The following is an 18,016-nucleotide window of genomic DNA, read 5'->3' as shown; positions in this document are numbered from 1 at the left end:
GTCAGCCCCTCTCGGCGCGGTAGAGCGCCCACGGCAGCGGGGCAAACTCCACGGCTAGGCCGGCCGCGCCCAGCAACCTTTGCGACACAAACTTGGCCGGGGCAAACACCAGTTGCTTTTTGCCGGGCTTGGCGGCCACAAAAGCCTGCGCCTTGGCCATGGTCAGAGCGGCCTCGCGCGACTGCAAAAACTGCAGCTCCGGCTTGTAAATCAGCCAGACGTGGTACTGGGCGGACTCGCCTAGGTAGCCCACACCCGTGGCCTGATCCAGCGCCATAGCAGCGGGTTGCATGGCCTCGTTGGTGGCCATGTGGTACAGCAAGGCCCCCAATTGGTCGAACGATGGCAGGTGTTCGCCGGTCAGCATTCGGTCCATGTCCACCGCTGCACCCAGGGTGCAGTAGGTGAACTCGCCGCCCAGGCCCTCCATGCGCTCGGTGATCTGTTTGACGCCCTCCACCAGCAGCACGCCGTCTTTGACCTTCTTCTCCAGCCTATCGTATTGCGAGCCTTCGAGGTTTTCGATCGCCGCGATGTCGTGCAACAGTCGGTCGGCGTTCCTCAAGTCGGTGAAGGTCAGGGACCTTTGCATCAACTCGACTCGGTGGTTCCCCTGGTAGGCGTAGCCCTGGCTGACGCGACGTATGCGCTCGGCAGTTAATGAGTCGGCATAGTCCTCACACTCCACGAGGATGAACTTGCGCTCACCACCGTCGGCCTTGTTCGCCGCCAGCACCGCATGAGCTGTGGTGCCAGAGCCGGCAAAGGAGTCCAGCACGATCGAGTGCTCGGTGGTGGCCAAGTCGAGAATGCGGCGCAACAGACCGACAGGCTTGGGGGTAACGAAAACATCGTCAGAACTAGCAAAGTCAAGGATCGACAGCAACTCCTTTTTGGCGTCTTGGGTATGACCCACCTCTTGAAAACGCCACAATGTTTGCGGAACTCGTCCCTGCTGAACGTCTGTTAGGGAAACCCTGCAAAACTACTCCCAGCAGTATGCCAGCTGTAAGCCTTGAATGGCACACTTCAGCACATGAAACAAAGCCCACTTGATCTGAGCCTGTGCACACGCAAGACCCGCAAACAGGTTTTTTTGCAGCAGATGGAAACCGTGGTGCCTTGGGCTGCCTTGGTTGAGCTCATCGCCCCCTACTACAGCGACGGGCGCAACGGCCGGCCACCCTTTGCCCTCGAGACCATGCTGCGCGTACACTTCATGCAGCAGTGGTTCAGCCTGTCGGATCCGGCCATGGAAGAAGCCTTCTTCGACACCCCGCTGTACCGCGAGTTTGCCCAGTTGAGCCCCTTTGGCCGACTGCCCGATGAGAGCACCATTCTTCGCTTTCGTCACCGGCTGGAGAAGCACAAGCTGGCCGAGCGCATCTTGGCCACCGTCAACGAACTGCTCGAACAACGCGGCCTGCTGCTCAAAGCCGGCACCGCCGTCGATGCCACCCTCATCGCCGCGCCGAGCTCGACCAAGAACAAAGACCGAGCGCGTGATCCTCAGATGCATTCGAGCAAGAAGGGCAACGAGTGGCACTTTGGCATGAAGGCCCACATCGGCGTCGATGCCGACTCGGGTCTGGTGCACACCGTTTGCGGCACCTCGGGCAACGTCTCCGATGTCACCCAAGGCAACAGCCTGTTGCACGGCCAAGAGACCGACGCATACGGCGACGCAGGCTACCAAGGCGCAGACCACCGCCCCGAAGCCCAGACCGGCTGCAAGTGGCACATCGCTATGCGCCCCGGCAAGCGCAAGCAACTGGACACAGAGAACAAGCTGGTGGATGCGCTGATCGACAAAGTCGAGCAGATCAAGGCCAAGATACGCGCCAAGGTGGAGCACCCGTTTCGGGTCATCAAGTGCCAGTTTGGCTTCAAGCAGGTGCGCTATCGGGGCTTGATGAAGAACACCTTGCAGATCAAGACGCTGTTTGCGCTCTCCAATCTGTGGATGGCGCGACACAAGCTGATGGGTGCGCAGGCATGAGTGCGTCCAAAAACTGGAGAAATGGCACAGAAAAGATAAAAACAGCGTTTTTTGAAGGCGAGGCTGGAATCAAGCTGGCTTAAATCGCTCGAAATCTCAGCTGGTGGAATGCATCAGCCTGCTGGCTGACCTGATTTTGAGTTTTTCAGAGTGTCCTTAGGAAGCGCTTCAACCTTGGCCGGTTGTCTCCTTCCTCGCCCCACCAGATACGCTTGTCGCGATCCATCTCCAAAAACTTTGCCTGAGACACAGTCCAATAGCGACCAGAGGGAGGGCCATCAATAACTCGGCCGGACGGGGCAGTAACGGAATAACTCCCCTCCCCGTAGTAGTTTCTAGCAGAGATATCGCCAGACATCCAAGGACCACGATGATCATTGTCTGGGTTGGTGAAACGCGCATCCATGTCTTCTGTGCGCTCCAAGAGATTGGGACGCCAGATTTCCTTGTTCTTGGCATATACCAACAGGTAGTCGTGGTCTTCCGAGAAAAACTGCGCGGAGGGCTTGGGCGAAAAGTTTTTGTGCCAGATGCACGTGGCCACAAAGTTGCTCTCGCCAAAGATGCTGTCCAGCATCGAGCGCGCCCGGTGCACCTCGTTGTCGTCCAGCGTGATCCAGATGCTGCCGGCCTCGCCCAGCAACTCATGCAGCAGCCGCAACCGCGGCCACATCATGGCGCACCATTTGTCGTGGCGCAGCCCGTCCTCGATGCCGATGGGGTTGGAGCGCAGCCACTCCTGCATCATGGGGCTGTTGACGTTGTCGTTGTAGCACCAGCCTTCGTTGCCGGTGTTGTAGGGCGGGTCGATGAACACGCAATCCACCTTGCCGGCATACATGGGCAGCAGCGACTTCAAAGCGTGCAAGTTGTCGCCGTGAATCACGAGGTTGCCGTCTAGGCGCGGCGTGCCGATGGATTTGGCTGCGTCGGGCACCAGAGGCCGGTGCGGCACCGCCAGATGGTGGTTGAAGACAAACTCCTTGCCCTTGAAGTTGAGTTCGGACATGCGGTTCCCTGAAAAATATGCCAGCAATAGTACAAACCGAAGGGGTAGCGCTTGCCGGCGAGCTCATTTTATGTGAGCACAGCCTAGGCGCACCGGCTTATCCCAGCGCGCGGGGCTGGGGCGCTGGGGGCTGTTGGCCGATTTTTGGCCGCGCAGCGGACGGCATGAGGCCGACTGCCCCCAGCGCCCCAGCCCTTAACCCCACGGGGGTTCACCATGGCCGGAGCACGATTTTCAGGCACATGGCACGGCTCGGCCTGGTGCGCAACGCACCCTGATTCCATGCGTCCCTGATTCCATGCGTTTTGGGCTTAACCGAGTGCCATGACGGTCAGCCCCCGCCTTTGCTTGCGCACTTAATCGAGGCGATTGAGCTCGGCTTCGGCCTGGGTTTCGTCGCCCCCTTGCAGCGGCGTCGGGGTGCGGGCAAACACCAAGGCGCTGACGCGGGCGGCGCCGGCGTCGAGCAGGTGCCGGGCGGCGGCTTGCAGCGTGGCCCCGGTGGTGAGCACGTCATCGACCAGCACCCAGTGCCCACCCTTGAGCGCGCTGCGCTGGCGCGGGTTGACGGCAAAGGCCTGCTGCGCATGGGCCAGGCGCGCGGCGCGGCCCAGTTCGTGCTGCACCTGCTGGGTCTCGCGGTGCAGCAGGGCCGTGGGCAAGGCCGGCAGGCCGCTTGCGCGCTGCAGCTCGCGCACCAGCTCCCACGCCTGGTTGTAGCCGCGTTCGGCCTGCCGGGCTGGGCTGAGGGGGATGGGCAGCAGGCCGTCGGCCTGCGTGAGCAGATCGTGCGCCAGCGGGTTTTGCAGCATCAGCTGCGCCAGCGCATGGGCCCAGGCGGGTTGGGCGCGAAACTTGAACTGCGCCACCACATCGACCCACGGCCACTCGTAGCTCACGCGCGCCACGCACTGCGCCAGCGGGCCCGGGCCGGCTTCGGTGCAGCGACTGCACAGCGCCAGCCCCGGTGCCAGCGCCAGGGCACACTGCGGGCAGCGCGGCAGCAGGCGCGCGTACTGGCCGCAGCAGTCGGGGCAGACGGCATCGCGGCCCCAGCGGCGGCAGACGGCGCACAGGGTGGGCAGGGGCTGCCGGCGCAACAAGCGCAGCATGGTCGGCCGGCCCCAAGCCCCAAGCCTTACCCGGCTTTAGTTGCGGCTCTGGTCCACCAGCTTGTTCTTGGCGATCCAGGGCATCATGGCGCGCAACTGGCCGCCCACGACCTCGATCGGGTGCGCCGCCGTGTTGCGCCGGCGCGCCGTCATGCTCGGGTAGTTCAGGCTGCCTTCCTGGATGAACATCTTGGCGTAGTCGCCGTTCTGGATGCGCTTCAGGGCATGGCGCATGGCCGCGCGCGACTGCTCGTTGATGACCTCGGGGCCGGTGACGTATTCGCCGAACTCGGCGTTGTTGCTGATCGAGTAGTTCATGTTGGCGATGCCGCCTTCGTACATCAGATCGACGATCAGCTTGAGCTCGTGCAGGCACTCGAAGTAGGCCATCTCGGGGGCGTAGCCGGCTTCGGTCAGGGTCTCGAAGCCCATCTTGACCAGCTCCACCGCGCCGCCGCAGAGCACGGCTTGCTCGCCAAAGAGGTCGGTCTCGGTCTCTTCCTTGAAGCTGGTTTCGATGATGCCGGCCTTGCCGCCGCCGTTGGCCATGGCGTAGGAGAGCGCCAGATCGCGCGCCTTGCCCGATGGGTCTTGGTGCACCGCCACCAGATGCGGCACGCCGCCGCCCTGGGTGTAGGTGTTGCGCACGGTGTGGCCGGGGGCCTTGGGGGCGACCATCCAGACGTCGAGGTCAGGGCGCGGGTTGACCTGGTTGTAGTGGACGTTGAAGCCGTGCGCAAAAGCCAGCGAAGCGCCTTTTTTGATGTGGGGTTCGATCTGGTTTTTGTAGACGGCGCCGATCTGCTCGTCGGGCAGCAGCACCATCACCACGTCGGCGGCGGCCACGGCCTCGTGCACTTCCTGCACCTGCAAGCCGGCCTTGCCGACCTTGTCCCACGAGGCGCCGCCCTTGCGCAGGCCCACCACCACCTTGACGCCGCTGTCGTTGAGGTTTTGCGCGTGCGCGTGGCCCTGGCTGCCGTAGCCGATGATGGCCACGGTCTTGCCCTTGATCAGGCTGAGGTCACAGTCTTTGTCGTAGAAAACTTTCATGCTCGGGGCTCCAAATGAAAAAAGGGGTTGATGATACGGGGACGGAGCGGGCTGTTCAGACCCGCAAAATGCGTTCGCCGCGGCCGATGCCGCTGGGGCCGGTGCGCACGGTCTCGAGGATCGCGCTGCGCTCGAGCGCCTGCAGGAAGGCGTCGTTCTTGCCTTGGTCGCCGGTGAGTTCGATGGTGTAGCTCTTGTCGGTGACGTCGATGATGCGGCCGCGGAAAATATCCGCCATGCGCTTCATTTCCTCGCGCTCCTTGCCCACCGCACGCACCTTGACCAGCATCAGCTCGCGCTCGGTGTAGGCGCCTTCGGTCAGATCCACCACCTTGACGACCTCGATCAGGCGGTTCAGGTGCTTGGTGATCTGCTCGATGACTTCGTCCGAGCCCGTGGTCTGGATCGTCATGCGCGACAGCGACGCGTCCTCGGTCGGGGCCACGGTGAGCGATTCGATGTTGTAGCCGCGCGCCGAAAACAGCCCGACCACACGCGACAGCGCGCCGGCTTCGTTTTCCAGTAGAACGGAAATGATGTGTTTCATGCTCTGCACTCCAGTTCCGGGCTTCAGAGGTCTTCGCTGCCGAGCAGCATTTCGGTGATGCCCTTGCCGGCCTTGACCATCGGGAACACGTTTTCGGTCGGGTCGGTGCGAAAGTCCATGAACACCGTGCGGTCCTTGAGCGCGCGCGCCTCGCGCAGCGCCGGCTCCACGTCCTGCGGGCGCTCGATCAGCATGCCGACGTGGCCATAGGCCTCGGCCAGCTTGACGAAGTTGGGCAGCGCGTCCATGTAGCTGTGGCTGTAGCGGCCCGAGTATTCGATCTCCTGCCACTGGCGCACCATGCCCAGGTAGCGGTTGTTGAGCGAGAGAATCTTGATCGGCGTGTCGTACTGCAGGCAGGTGGACAGCTCCTGGATGCACATCTGCACCGAGCCCTCGCCGGTGACGCAATAGACCTCGCTCTCGGGCCGCGCCAGCTTGATGCCCATGGCGTAGGGAATGCCCACGCCCATGGTGCCCAGGCCGCCGGAGTTGATCCAGCGCCGCGGGCGGTCAAACTTGTAGTACTGCGCCGCCCACATCTGGTGCTGGCCGACGTCTGAGGTGACGTAGGCGTCGGCGTCGCGGGTCAGGTTCCAGAGGGTTTCGATCACGCGCTGCGGCTTGATCACGTCCGGGTTGCTGTCGTCGTACCTGAGGCAGTCGCGGCTGCGCCAGCCCTCGATGGTCTGCCACCAGTCGGCCAACACGCGGCCGTCGGGGCGCAGCGGGCTTTCCTGCAGCATGGCGATGAGCTCGGTGAGCACCTCGCGCACGTCGCCCACGATCGGCACATCGACCTTGACGCGCTTGGAGATGCTCGAGGGGTCGATGTCGATGTGGATGATCTTGCGCTCGTTTTGCGCAAAGTGCTTGGGGTTGCCGATGACGCGGTCGTCAAAGCGCGCCCCCACCGCCAGCAGCACGTCGCAGTTTTGCATGGTGTTGTTGGCCTCGAGCGTGCCGTGCATGCCGAGCATGCCCAAAAAGCGCCGATCGGTGGCCGGAAACGCCCCCAGCCCCATCAGGGTGTTGGTGACCGGAAAGCCCAGCAGATCGCACAGGGTGCGCAGCTCGGGCACGGCGTTGCCCAGCAGCACGCCGCCGCCGGTGTAGATGTAGGGCCGCTTGGCCGTCAGCAGCAGCTGCAGCGCCTTGCGGATCTGGCCGCCGTGGCCCTTGCGCACTGGGTTGTAGGAGCGCAGCGCGACCGCTTCCGGGTAGCCGTTCCAGGCGGTTTTCTTGAACGACACGTCTTTGGGAATATCGACCACCACCGGGCCCGGGCGGCCGCTGCGCGCCAGGTAGAAGGCTTTTTTGAGCGTCAGCGCCAGATCGCGCACGTCCTTGACCAGAAAGTTGTGCTTGACGATCGGGCGCGTGATGCCCACGGTGTCGCACTCCTGGAAGGCGTCGAGCCCGATCGCCGCCGTGGGCACCTGACCGGTGAGGATCACCATCGGGATGCTGTCCATGTAGGCGGTGGCGATGCCGGTGATGGCGTTGGTCACGCCCGGACCCGAGGTGACCAGCGCCACGCCGACTTCGCCGGTGGCGCGGGCGTAGCCGTCGGCGGCGTGCACCGCCGCCTGCTCGTGGCGCACCAGCACGTGCTGGATCGTGTCTTGCTTGTAGAGCGCGTCGTAGATGTAGAGCACGGCGCCGCCGGGGTAGCCCCAGAGGTAGCGCACGTTTTCGGCCTGCAGGGCGCGCACGAGGATTTCGCCCCCCATCAGCTCTTCGGGCGTGCCGGGGTGGCCCGCGCTGGCTGCAGGGGCGGATGCGGATGTCTTGATTTCCATGATGATGATGAACCTTTCGGGTATTTCTCTGACGAAAAACCTTGGGTGCCTCTGAGCCAGCCCTTGTGGGGCCGCTGCGAGACTTGAGGCCAAAGCCATGGCGGCTCGATGCCGCGCAACCTTGACCCGTTTGCCGGATTGAATTGGGATAAGCGCCCATTATGACACGATCGGCGGGCTTTGCTGCCCTGCAACACCGGCGCCCCACGCTGGGTGCGACAATGCGCGCCGATACGCTGCCCACGCCACGCCCCCACATGAGCAAAAACCGCCCCGCCGCCTCTGCCACCCGCTCCCAGCCTGCCACTGCTTGCCCGGCGCCGGCGGCTGCGCCCTCGGCCCCCTCGCTGCGCCGGCGCATGGCCTGCTGGCTATACGAGGGCACGCTGATGTTTGGCGTCATCTTCATCGCCGCGCTGGCCTTTGGCGTGCTCACCGACAGCCGCGAGCCGATGCAGAACCGCCACGCCCTGCAGGGCTTTTTGTTCGTGGTCGCGGGCCTGTACTTCGCCTGGTTCTGGCACAAGGGGCAGACGCTGGCCATGAAAACCTGGCACATTCGCGTCGTTGACCACGCTGGGCGGCCGCTGCGGCTGGCACACGCGCTGTGGCGCTACGTGCTCAGTTGGGTCTGGTTTGCGCCGCCCATGCTGCTGGGTTGGGCGCTGCAACTGCAGGTGTCATGGATTTTGTGGATGATGTTATTTTGGGTGCCGCTGTACGCGCTGCTGGCGCGGCTGCACCCGCAGCGCCAGTTCTGGCACGACGCCTGGGCTGGCACGCAACTGATCCACGCCCCGCCCCCCGCCGACACGCCCTGAGCCCCTGCCCCACCGCCATGTCCGACCCCACCCTGCCGCACCTGGACCCCGTCACGCAACAAAAACGCCGCGGCATCCTGCGGCTCTGGAACGCGATGGGCTACTCGCTCATGGGTTTGCGCGCCGCCTGGGACGAATCGGCTTTTCGCCAGGAGGCGCTGGCGGCGCTGGTGATGGTGCCGGCGGCCTTCTGGGTGGGGCAAAACTGGTTCGAAGTCGGGCTGCTGGTGGGCACCGTGCTGCTGGTGATGATCGTCGAGCTGCTCAACACCGGCATCGAGACCGCCATCGACCGCATCGGGCCGCAGTGGCACCACCTGTCCAAGCGCGCCAAAGACATGGGCAGCGCCGCCGTGCTGCTGAGCTTGCTGCTGTGCGGCGGCGTGTGGCTGGGGGCGCTGCACGCGCGCTTCATGGCCGGCTAGATGGCCACCCCACCCACCGGGCGCCGCCGTGGCCCCCAGCCGTGCCAGAATAGCGACCATGAACAGCCCACACCCCTCCCCGGCAGCCCCCGCCACGCAGCTGGCGCCCATGTTCAGCCTGTGCGTGTTTTGTGGCTCGCGCAGCGGCACCGACCCGCGCCACGCCCAAGCCGCGCAAGCCGTGGGGCAGTGGATCGGCCGCCACCGCGGCCAGCTGGTGTACGGCGGCGGCGGCAACGGCCTCATGGGGCTGCTGGCCGATGCCGCCCTCGGGTCCGGCGCCGAGGTGGTGGGCGTGATCCCGCAAAGCCTCGAAATCAAGGAACACGCCAAGCGCGAGTGCACCGAACTGCACGTCGTGCCCTCGATGCACCGGCGCAAGCAGCTCATGGCCGAACGCGCCGACGCCTTTCTGATCCTGCCCGGCGGCATCGGCACGCTCGAAGAATGGTTCGAGGTCTGGAGCTGGCGCCAGCTCGGCTACCACGACAAGCCCATCGGCGTGCTCAACATCGGCGGCTACTACGACGCGCTGCTGGGCGCGCTGGGCCATTCGGCCCAAGCCGGCTTCATGGACCACTGGCAGCTCGACCTGATCCAGATCTCCTCCAGCATCGACACCCTGCTGCCCGCGCTGGTGCAAAACGCCGGCTTCGCCCCGCCCGACCGGCTCGAGCAGATTTGAAGCCCGTCAGCGCAGCGGCGCGCGCAACGGTGCCGAAACTCAGATCGCGGTTTCGTCCAGCTCGCCGGTGCGGATGCGCACCACGCGCTCGACCGGGCTGACAAAGATCTTGCCGTCGCCGATCTTGCCGGTGCGCGCGGCGCGGATGATGGCATCGACGCAGCGCTCCACGTCTTCGGACCTGAGCACCACGTCGATGCGCACCTTGGGCAGGAAATCGACCACGTACTCGGCGCCACGATAGAGCTCGGTGTGGCCCTTCTGGCGCCCGAAGCCCTTGACCTCGGTCACCGTCAGGCCGGTCACGCCCTGCTCGGCCAGGGCCTCGCGCACTTCCTCGAGTTTGAAGGGTTTGATGACGGCGGTGATTTGTTTCATGCGCAAGGGCTCCAACGAAAAACGACTGGCCTGACTTTATCATGCCTCCCCATGACAGCAGCGATCGAACCGGTATTCCGTGCGCGCGCCTTGTGCAAACACTACACCATGGGCGAGGTGCAGGTGCAGGCGCTGCGCGGCATCGATCTCGACCTCTACCCAGGCGAGTTCGTGGTCTTGCTGGGGGCCTCGGGCAGCGGCAAATCGACCCTGCTCAACATCCTGGGCGGGCTCGACCGCCCCAGCAGTGGCCAAGTGCAATGCCGGGGCCACAGCCTGGACGCTGCCAACGAGGCCGAACTGACGCGCTTCAGGCGCGCCTCGATCGGTTTCGTGTTCCAGTTCTACAACCTCATACCGAGCCTGACGGCACTGGAAAACGTGCAACTGGTGACCGACATCGCCCCCGACCCGATGCCGGCTGAACAAGCGCTGGACTGGGTTGGACTGAGCGAGCGCCAGCACCACTTCCCGGCCCAGCTCTCGGGCGGCGAACAGCAGCGGGTGGCGATCGCCCGCGCCATCGCCAAGCGCCCGGCGGTGCTGCTGTGCGACGAACCCACCGGCGCGCTCGATTCGCGCACCGGGGTGCGGGTGCTGGAGGCGTTGCGGCGCATCCACCAGCAGCTCGGCGCCCTGACGGTGGTGATCACACACAACGCGGTGATTGCCGACATGGCCGATCGGGTGATCTGCCTGAGCGACGGCCTGATCGATCGCGAACAGCGCAACCCGGCCCCCAAGGCGCCGCAGGAGCTGCACTGGTGAAGGCGCTGCAGCGCAAACTGCTGCGCGACGCCTGGCAGTTGCGCGGCCAGGCGCTGGCGATTGCGCTGGTGGTGATCGGCGGCATCGCCACCCTGGTGATGGCGCTGAGCAACTACCAGGCGCTGCAGCAGACACGCGAGCGCTTTTACGCGGAACACCGCTTTGCCGACCTGTTTGCCAGCCTGCAGCGCGCGCCCCTGACCCTGCTCGACGAACTGGCCGCCCTGCCCGGCGTGCAACAGGCCCAGGGGCGGGTGCAGACGCTGGCGCAACTGGAGCTGCCCGATTTTGAGCGCCCGATCACCGGGCAACTGGTCGCGCTGCCCGAGCGCCCCGGGGGTCTGAACCAGCTGTATCTGCGCAGCGGCAGCTGGCCCACCCAACCCTGGGAAGCGGTGCTGGGCGAAGCCTTTGCGCTGGCGCACGGCCTGCAGCCGGGCGATGCGCTGGTGGCGATCGTCAACGGCCAGCGGCAGGAACTGCGCATCAGCGGCATTGGCCTCTCGCCCGAGTTCACCTACCCGGTGCGGCCGGGCGATCTGTTCCCCGACTTTGTGCACTTTGCGGTGCTGTGGCTGCCGCCGGACACACTGGCCGGGGCGCTCGATCTGGAGGGTGCCTTCAACCAATTGGCGCTGGAGCTGGCCCCCGAGGCCGTCGAGGCCGACCTGATCGCCGCCGTCGACCGGTTGTTGCAGCCCTATGGGGGCCGCGGCAGCCACGGGCGCGAACTGCAGTTTTCGCACCGCCTGCTGGAAGAAGAACTGCTGGGCTTGCGCACCATGTCGCACCTGTTTGGGCTGATTTTCCTGGGCGTGACGGCATTTTTGCTCAGCGTGGTGAGCGCGCGCCTGATCCGTACCCAACAAGAGCAGATCGCGCTGCTCAAGGCCTTTGGCTACCGCAACCGGCAGATTGCGGCCCATTACGCCACCCTGGTGCTGCTGCTGGTGAGCGTCGGCGTGCTGCCGGGGCTGGCGCTGGGGGCTTGGCTGGGACGTGGCATGGCCGCGCTCTACGCCGGCTTTTACCACTTCCCCTACCTGGACTGGAGCCTGCGGCCCGAGCTGGTGTGGCTGGCCTGTGCCTTTGCGCTCAGTGCCGCCGCCTTGGGCACCGCGGCCGGCCTGTGGCGCGCTTGGCGGCTGGCACCGGCCGCGGCCATGCGCCCGCCCAGCCCTGCGCGCTTTGTCCATGCGCGCAGCGAAAGCTGGCTGCCCAGCCGCTGGTTGCCGCCGTCGGCGCGCATGGTGGCGCGCCAGTTGGAACGCCACCCCGTGCGCACGCTGCTGTCGGTGCTGGGCATCGCCTTGGCGGGCGGGATTTTGATCATGTCGCGGCTGCAAGCCAGCGCCATCGACGAAATCGTGCGCGTGCAGTTCGATCTGGCGCAGCGCGAGCACCTGAGCCTGACGTTCACCCACGCCACCCCGGCCAGCGCCCTGGCGGAACTGGCCAGCCTGCCTGGCGTGCTGGCCCTCGAAGGGGTGCGGCACAGTCCGGTGCGGCTGCGCCACGGGCCGCGCAGCTTCGTCACGACCCTGCAGGGCCTGCCGGCGCAGAGCGAACTGCGGCGCGTGCTCGATCAACGACTGCAACCGGTCGCCCTGCCCACGCAGGGCCTGCTGCTGACCGAGCACCTGGCGCAGATGCTGCAAATCCGCCCTGGGCAAATGCTGAGCGTGGAGTTTCTGGACGGCCGCCGCGACACCCTGATGCTGCCGCTGGCCGGCACGGTGCGCGAGTACCTGGGCGTGGGCGCGTATGCGCGGCTGGACTGGCTCAATCCCTTGCTGCTGGACGGTGCGCTGCTCACCGGTGCCCTGCTGCGCATCGACCCGGTGCAGGAAATGGCGCTGCTGCAGGCGCTGCGCCAGCGCCCCGGCGTGGCCACCGTGAGCGAACAGGAGCGCGCCATCGCCGCCTTCATGGACACCATGGCCGAGGGCATGCTGACCTTTGGCCTGATCATGACGCTGCTGGCCTCGAGCATCGCGGTCGGGGTGGTGTATAACGCGGCGCGCATCACGCTGGCCGAGCGCGCACGCGACCTGGCCAGCCTGCGCGTGCTGGGCTACACCCCGCAAGAGGTGCGCAATCTGCTGCTGGGCGAGCTGGGGGCGCTGGTGCTGCTGGCGCTGCTGCCGGCCTTTGCCATCGGCTACGGCCTGAGCGCGCTGCTGGTGGCGGGAATGCAAAACGAGCTGTTTCGCATCCCACTGGTGCTCACGCCGCAGGCTTTTGCCTTGGGCGGCTTGGTGATGCTGCTGGCCTCGGCCCTGGCAGCCTGGTGGGCCTTGCGCCGCCTGCGCCTGCTGGACCTGGTGGCCGTGTTGAAAACCCGGGAGTAAAAATGCCCCATCCCCTGACCTCTGCCCCCTGGCTGCGTTATCTGCTCGCCGCTGCGGTGCTGGCGGCCTTGCTGGCGCTGGCGCTGTGGCCCGAGCGCCACCCGGTGGACCGCGCCACGGTGCGGCAAGGGGAGGTGCGCGAGAGCTTCGAGGCCGAAGGCCGCGCCCGCGTGCAACAGCGCTTTGTGCTGAGCGCCCCCGTGGCAGGCGTGGTCGAACGGCTGCAGTGGGAGCCCGGCGAGCGCGTGCAAGCCGGGCAGGTGCTGGTGCGGCTGCTGCCGCTGGCCAGCCCGGCGCTGGATGCGCGCAGCCGCGCCCAGGCGCAGGCGCGGGCCGCAGCGGCGCAGGCCGCTTACGCCGCCGCCCAGGCCGATGCCCAGGCTGCCGCGCACACGGCGCGCCTGGCCGCTGCAGCAGCCGCGCGCGCCCAGGCGCTGGCGGCGCAAGGCATGGTGTCGGCGGCGGCGCTGCAGCAGGCGCAGGCGCAGCGCGATGAAAGCGCCCAGCGTGCGCAAAGCGCCCAATGGCTCCAAGGCAGCGCCCGCTACCAGCGCGACGCCGCCCGCGCCGCCCTGCTGGCACCCGAGGCGCAACACCCAAGCGGGGCCGCGCTGCTGCTGCGCGCGCCCATCGACGGCGTGCTGCTGCGGCGCCATTTTCAGAGCGAGCGCGCGGTGCCGCTGGGTGAACCGATTCTGGAGCTGGGCAACCCGGAGGCGCTCGAAGTCGAGGCCGACGTGCTGTCGGCCGACGCGGTGCGGCTGCGCCCTGGCATGGCGGTCGAGCTGCGGCGCTGGGGCGGACCGGTGACGCTCAACGCGGCCGTGCGCCGCATCGAACCGGCGGCGTTCACCCAGGTGTCGGCGCTCGGGGTGCAGGAGCAGCGGGTGCGGGTCTGGCTGGCGCTGCGCGATGCGCCCGCCGCTTGGGCGGGCCTGGGCGAGGGCTACCGGGTGCAGGCGCGCTTCGTGCTGCGCGCAGTGCCCGAGGCCCTCTACCTGCCCAGCGCAGCCGTATTCCGCCACGGCGACACCGGCGCTGCCGACGGCCACGGCGCCGAGCCCGGCTGGGCGGTGTATCGCATCGAAGGGCAGCGCGCCCGCCTGCAGCCGGTGCAGTTGGGCCTGCAGGGCGAAGGCCGGGTGCAGATCCTCGCCGGGCTGCAAGCGGGCGACGAGGTGGTGCTGCATCCACCGCGCCAGCTCAGCGATGGCGCGTGGCTGCGGCCGCGCTGAAGCTGCGCCGCCGCCGGCTTTGGCCAAGCCGAATCAGCCGCGGTAGCGGTTGGTGTTGGGCATGCGCCAGTCTTTGCCAAAGCTGCGCGGCGTCACGCGCGTGCCCAGCGGGCCTTGGCGGCGCTTGTATTCGCTCAGGCGCAGCAGCCGCAGCACCTGCTCCACCGCCGCCGCGGGCAAGCCGGCGGCGACGATCTGGGCCGCGCTCTGCTCTTGCTCCACGTAGCGCTCGACGATGGCATCGAGCACCTCATAGGGCGGCAGGCTGTCCTGGTCGGTTTGGTTCGGGCGCAGTTCGGCGCTCGGGGGCCGGGTGATGATGCGCTCGGGGATCGGGTTGAGGCCGCGGCCAAAGGGGTCGTGGGCATTGCGCCAGCGCGCCAGCTCAAAGACCCGGGTTTTGGGCACGTCCTTGAGCACGGCAAAACCACCGGCCATGTCGCCGTAGAGGGTGCAGTAGCCGGTGGCCAGCTCGCTCTTGTTGCCGGTGGTGAGCACGATGGCACCAAACTTGTTCGACAAGGCCATGAGCAACATGCCGCGGATGCGCGCCTGCAGGTTTTCTTCGGTGAGGTCGGGGGCGCGGCCCTCGAACAGGGGCTCGAGCGTGTGCAGCAGCGCCTCGAACACCGGTTGGATCGACAGTTCCTCATGGCGCACGCCCAGGCGCGCGGCCATGTCGCGGGCGTCGATGAGCGAAATGTCGGCGCTGTAGGGTGAGGGCAGCATGAGCGTGCGCACGCGCTCAGGCCCCAAGGCATCGACCGCCAGCGCCAACACCAGCGCCGAATCGATGCCGCCCGAGAGGCCCAGCAGCGCCCCCGGAAAGCCGTTTTTGTCCACGTAGTCGCGCAGCCCCAGCACCAACGCCTGCCAGAGCTCGGCCAGCGGCTCGGGCTCGGGGGCCACCGGGCCGCTTGGGCGCCACGGCTGGAGCGGCACCATGCCGCCGACTGGAGCGGGCGCGCTGGCGGGCATCGCGTCGCTGGCCCACAGGTCGATGCGCAACAGCTCAGGCACAAAGCTGGCGGCGCGCGCGGCCAGGCGGCCGTCGGCTCCAAGGGCGAAGCTGCGGCCCTCGAACACCACTTCGTCTTGCGCCCCCACCAGGTGCGCATAGACCAGCGGCAAGCCGGTCTCGGCCACGCGCTGGCGCATCACCTGCTCGCGCTGCGCGCCCTTGCCCCAGTGAAAGGGCGAGGCATTGAGCACCAGCAGCAGCTCGGCCCCGGCGGCTTTGGACTGTGCGGCGGGTTCTGGGTACCAGGCGTCTTCGCAGATCAGCAGCCCCAGGCGCAGCCGCTGCCCGGCGCTGCCAGCCAGATCGAACACGCCCACGCCCTGGCCCGGCACAAAGGTGCGCTGCTCGTCGAACACCTGGTAGTTGGGCAGCTCGCGCTTGGCATAGCGCAGCAGCACGCGCCCGTGCGCCAGCACCGAAGCGGCGTTGAGGCAGCGCGTGCGGCCGTGGCCGCTGGCAGGGGGGAAGTCGGGGAGATGGGCCGTGGGGCTGTCGGCAGGGCCACCAGCAGGGCAGGCCCATCGTCCAGCCCGAGCGCCCGCACCCGCACCCGGGACAGCACCCGCCTCAAGCCCAGGCCCCAGCGCCGCCGGGTGCCCCACCACCAGGTGCAGCCCCGGCCAACTGGCGCTCAGGCGCGCCAGCTCCTGCAGCGCGGCCTCGCAGTCGGCCACGAAGGCTGGCCGCAGCAACAGGTCTTCGGCGGGGTAGCCGCACAGCGCCAGCTCGGGCGTGAGCAGCAGCCGCGCGCCTTGGGCGTGCGCGGCCTGCGCCGCCGCCGCGATCTGGCGCACGTTGCCCGCCAGGTCGCCGACGACGACGTTGAGCTGCGCCACGCAGAGCGTCAGCGTGGCAGCGCTCGGGGGGGCCGACAGCACAGGCGGCAAAGCGGTGGGCAAAGCGGTGGGCAAATCGGCAGGCAAGGCAGCGGCCACAGCAGCGGTGGGGGCAGCCTGAGGCCCTCAGCCTTGCTGCTGCTCTTTCTGGTAGGCGGCAATCCCGTCGCGGATTTCCTGGTGCGCGGCCTCGAGCCCGTCCCAGCCCAGCACCTTGACCCACTTGCCTGGGTCGAGGTCTTTGTAGTGCTCGAAGAAGTGCTCGATCTGCTTGAGGCTGATCGGATTCAAGTCGGACAGGCTCTGCCACTGCGAGTACAGGGGCAGGATTTTTTCGGTCGGCACCGCCAGCACCTTGCCATCGACGCCGCCTTCGTCTTCCATTTTCAGGATGCCCAGCGCGCGGCACGGCACCACCACGCCCGGCGGCAGCGGCACCGGCGTGATCACCAGCACGTCCACCGGGTCGCCGTCACCCGAGATGGTCTTGGGCACGTAACCGTAGTTGGTCGGGTAGTGCATGGCGGTGTTCATGAAGCGGTCGACGAAGATGCAGCCGCTGGCTTTGTCGACTTCGTACTTGATCGGGTCGCCGTTCATCGAGATTTCGATGATGACGTTGAACACAGCGGGGGCCTTGCTGCCAGGGGTGACGTGGTCGAGTGACATGGGTGTACAGCCTGTGGTTGAAGATGGGCCAGGAATTGAAACCGATTTTACCTGCGCCAAACTGACTGGAACCGGCTGAATGCACCGCCGCGCCCCCCTGCGGCGCCACTTGGTATAAGCTTGCGCCGTATGGCAGAGCGCATCATCCCCCTGGTCAACGCCTTCAACCCCGGTCTGGCGGTGCCGACGGGGCCGACGAACGGGCACCAGCCGCCACCCAGCGGCGTGTTGCTCGACGCCCTGGGGCGGCCGCTGCGCGACCTGCGCATCAGCGTCACCGACCGCTGCAACTTTCGCTGCAGCTACTGCATGCCGCGCGAAACCTTCGACCGCCACCATGCTTTCTTGCCACACGCCGATCTGCTCAGCTTCGAGGAGATCACGCGGCTGGCGCGGCTCTTTGTGGCTCACGGAGTGCGCAAGCTGCGCCTGACCGGCGGTGAGCCGTTGCTGCGCAAAAACGTCGAAACCCTGATCGAGCAACTGGCGCAACTGCGCACCCCCGAGGGCCTGCCGCTCGACCTCACCCTGACCACCAACGCCAGTTTGCTGCAACGCAAGGCGCGCAGCCTCAAGGCCGCCGGTCTGAGCCGCATCACCATCAGCCTCGACGCGCTCGACGACGCGGTGTTCAGGCGCATGAACGACGCCGATTTTCCGGTCGCCGAGGTGCTGGCCGGCATCGACGCCGCCGAGGCCGCCGGGCTGGGGCCGATCAAGATCAACACCGTGGTCAAGCGCGGCACCAACGAACACCAGATCTTGCCGCTGGTGCGCCACTTCCGCGGCCGCCCGTTGGCCTTGCGCTTCATCGAATACATGGACGTGGGCTGCAGCAACGGCTGGCAGATGGACGAGGTGCTGCCCAGCGCGCAGGCGCGCCAGCTGATCGAGGCCGAGCTGCCGCTGCTGGCGCTGCCGGCCAGCGCCAGCGGCGAGACCGCCGAACGCTGGGGCCACGCCGGGCCCGATGGCCGCCACGACCCGGCGCTGGGCGAGGTGGGCTTCATCAGCAGCGTGACGCAAGCCTTCTGCCGCGACTGCAACCGCGCCCGGCTCTCGACCGAGGGCAAGGTCTATCTGTGTCTGTTTGCCACCCAGGGCTACGATCTGCGCGCCCTGCTGCGCGCTGGCGCCAGCGACGCCGATCTGGCCCACGCCATCGCCGCCATCTGGCAGCCACGGCGCGAGCGCTACTCGGAGCTGCGCGCCAGCCTGCCCCCCGCAGCGCGCGCGCCCGAGGCCGGCAAGCGCATCGAAATGAGCTACATCGGCGGCTGACAGCGGCCCCCACACCACCCTGGA

Annotated in this window: 16 protein-coding genes and 1 pseudogene; 8 read left to right on the top strand and 9 right to left on the bottom strand. The window is 67.0% G+C overall.

Annotated features, from left to right (window positions below; all coding sequences use genetic code 11):
• Position 1: 1 nt before the first annotated feature.
• A pseudogene (locus tag AAAZ40_RS04910) lies at positions 2-949 on the bottom strand (DNA methyltransferase); the annotation flags it as partial.
• Between the two features lie 87 nt (positions 950-1,036).
• On the opposite strand from AAAZ40_RS04910, the gene AAAZ40_RS04905 reads away from it, so the two are divergent.
• Positions 1,037-1,999 carry an IS5 family transposase gene (locus AAAZ40_RS04905; RefSeq protein WP_476661446.1) on the top strand — a complete coding sequence of 321 codons (963 nt, stop codon included), beginning with the start codon at positions 1,037-1,039 and terminating at the stop codon, positions 1,997-1,999.
• Positions 2,000-2,144: 145 nt separating this feature from the next.
• Here AAAZ40_RS04905 and AAAZ40_RS04900 read toward each other — a convergent pair whose 3' ends face one another.
• From AAAZ40_RS04900 to AAAZ40_RS04880, 5 genes are all read right to left on the bottom strand, one after another.
• Entirely contained in the window at positions 2,145-3,008 is an 864-nt protein-coding gene (locus tag AAAZ40_RS04900) for a site-specific DNA-methyltransferase (protein ID WP_476661445.1), read from the bottom strand.
• A gap of 356 nt (positions 3,009-3,364) precedes the next feature.
• Entirely contained in the window at positions 3,365-4,120 is a 756-nt protein-coding gene (locus AAAZ40_RS04895) for a ComF family protein (protein ID WP_476661444.1), read from the bottom strand.
• A gap of 36 nt (positions 4,121-4,156) precedes the next feature.
• A complete protein-coding gene (gene ilvC, locus AAAZ40_RS04890) occupies positions 4,157-5,173 on the bottom strand; it encodes a ketol-acid reductoisomerase (RefSeq protein ID WP_476661443.1) in 1,017 nt (338 codons plus the stop codon).
• Positions 5,174-5,228: 55 nt separating this feature from the next.
• Positions 5,229-5,720, bottom strand: a complete 492-nt coding sequence (gene ilvN, locus AAAZ40_RS04885) for an acetolactate synthase small subunit (protein WP_476661442.1) — start codon at positions 5,718-5,720, stop codon at positions 5,229-5,231.
• A 23-nt stretch (positions 5,721-5,743) separates the two neighbouring features.
• Entirely contained in the window at positions 5,744-7,522 is a 1,779-nt protein-coding gene (locus AAAZ40_RS04880) for an acetolactate synthase 3 catalytic subunit (RefSeq protein WP_476661441.1), read from the bottom strand.
• A gap of 257 nt (positions 7,523-7,779) precedes the next feature.
• On the opposite strand from AAAZ40_RS04880, the gene AAAZ40_RS04875 reads away from it, so the two are divergent.
• The 3 genes from AAAZ40_RS04875 to AAAZ40_RS04865 are packed head-to-tail and all read left to right on the top strand — an operon-like array spanning position 7,780 to position 9,453.
• Positions 7,780-8,343: an RDD family protein gene (locus AAAZ40_RS04875; RefSeq protein ID WP_476661691.1), complete on the top strand. Its 564-nt coding sequence runs from the start codon at positions 7,780-7,782 to the stop codon at positions 8,341-8,343.
• Positions 8,344-8,360: 17 nt separating this feature from the next.
• Entirely contained in the window at positions 8,361-8,768 is a 408-nt protein-coding gene (locus AAAZ40_RS04870; RefSeq protein WP_476661440.1) for a diacylglycerol kinase, read from the top strand.
• Positions 8,769-8,826: 58 nt separating this feature from the next.
• Positions 8,827-9,453 carry an LOG family protein gene (locus AAAZ40_RS04865; protein ID WP_476661439.1) on the top strand — a complete coding sequence of 209 codons (627 nt, stop codon included), beginning with the start codon at positions 8,827-8,829 and terminating at the stop codon, positions 9,451-9,453.
• 39 nt (positions 9,454-9,492) lie between these two features.
• On the opposite strand, the gene AAAZ40_RS04860 is transcribed toward AAAZ40_RS04865, so the two are convergent.
• The gene (locus tag AAAZ40_RS04860; protein ID WP_476661438.1) at positions 9,493-9,831 is read right to left on the bottom strand and encodes a P-II family nitrogen regulator; all 339 of its coding nucleotides are present in this window, start codon (positions 9,829-9,831) and stop codon (positions 9,493-9,495) included.
• Between the two features lie 51 nt (positions 9,832-9,882).
• Here AAAZ40_RS04860 and AAAZ40_RS04855 point away from each other — a divergent pair, with 51 nt between their 5' ends.
• From AAAZ40_RS04855 to AAAZ40_RS04845, 3 genes are read left to right on the top strand one after another with little or no spacing between them, the layout of a single operon-like run.
• On the top strand, positions 9,883-10,599 hold the full coding sequence (locus AAAZ40_RS04855) for an ABC transporter ATP-binding protein (protein ID WP_476661437.1): 717 nt from the start codon (positions 9,883-9,885) through the stop codon (positions 10,597-10,599).
• A complete protein-coding gene (locus AAAZ40_RS04850) occupies positions 10,596-12,950 on the top strand; it encodes an ABC transporter permease (protein ID WP_476661436.1) in 2,355 nt (784 codons plus the stop codon). Before AAAZ40_RS04855 ends, AAAZ40_RS04850 begins: the two co-directional genes overlap by 4 nt.
• Positions 12,951-12,952: 2 nt before the next feature.
• Positions 12,953-14,185 carry an efflux RND transporter periplasmic adaptor subunit gene (locus AAAZ40_RS04845; protein WP_476661435.1) on the top strand — a complete coding sequence of 411 codons (1,233 nt, stop codon included), beginning with the start codon at positions 12,953-12,955 and terminating at the stop codon, positions 14,183-14,185.
• A 33-nt stretch (positions 14,186-14,218) separates the two neighbouring features.
• Here AAAZ40_RS04845 and AAAZ40_RS04840 read toward each other — a convergent pair whose 3' ends face one another.
• Positions 14,219-16,084 carry an NAD+ synthase gene (locus tag AAAZ40_RS04840; RefSeq protein ID WP_476661690.1) on the bottom strand — a complete coding sequence of 622 codons (1,866 nt, stop codon included), beginning with the start codon at positions 16,082-16,084 and terminating at the stop codon, positions 14,219-14,221.
• Between the two features lie 84 nt (positions 16,085-16,168).
• Positions 16,169-16,711, bottom strand: coding sequence for an inorganic diphosphatase (ppa, locus tag AAAZ40_RS04835; RefSeq protein WP_476661434.1), 543 nt, complete (start codon positions 16,709-16,711; stop codon positions 16,169-16,171).
• Positions 16,712-16,840: 129 nt separating this feature from the next.
• Here ppa and moaA point away from each other — a divergent pair, with 129 nt between their 5' ends.
• Positions 16,841-17,992 carry a GTP 3',8-cyclase MoaA gene (moaA, locus tag AAAZ40_RS04830; RefSeq protein WP_476661433.1) on the top strand — a complete coding sequence of 384 codons (1,152 nt, stop codon included), beginning with the start codon at positions 16,841-16,843 and terminating at the stop codon, positions 17,990-17,992.
• The last annotated feature ends 24 nt before the right edge of the window (positions 17,993-18,016 follow it).

The organism is Serpentinimonas sp. SMBJO2 (genome assembly GCF_056341105.1).
This window is presented reverse-complemented; position numbering and strand designations above follow the sequence as displayed.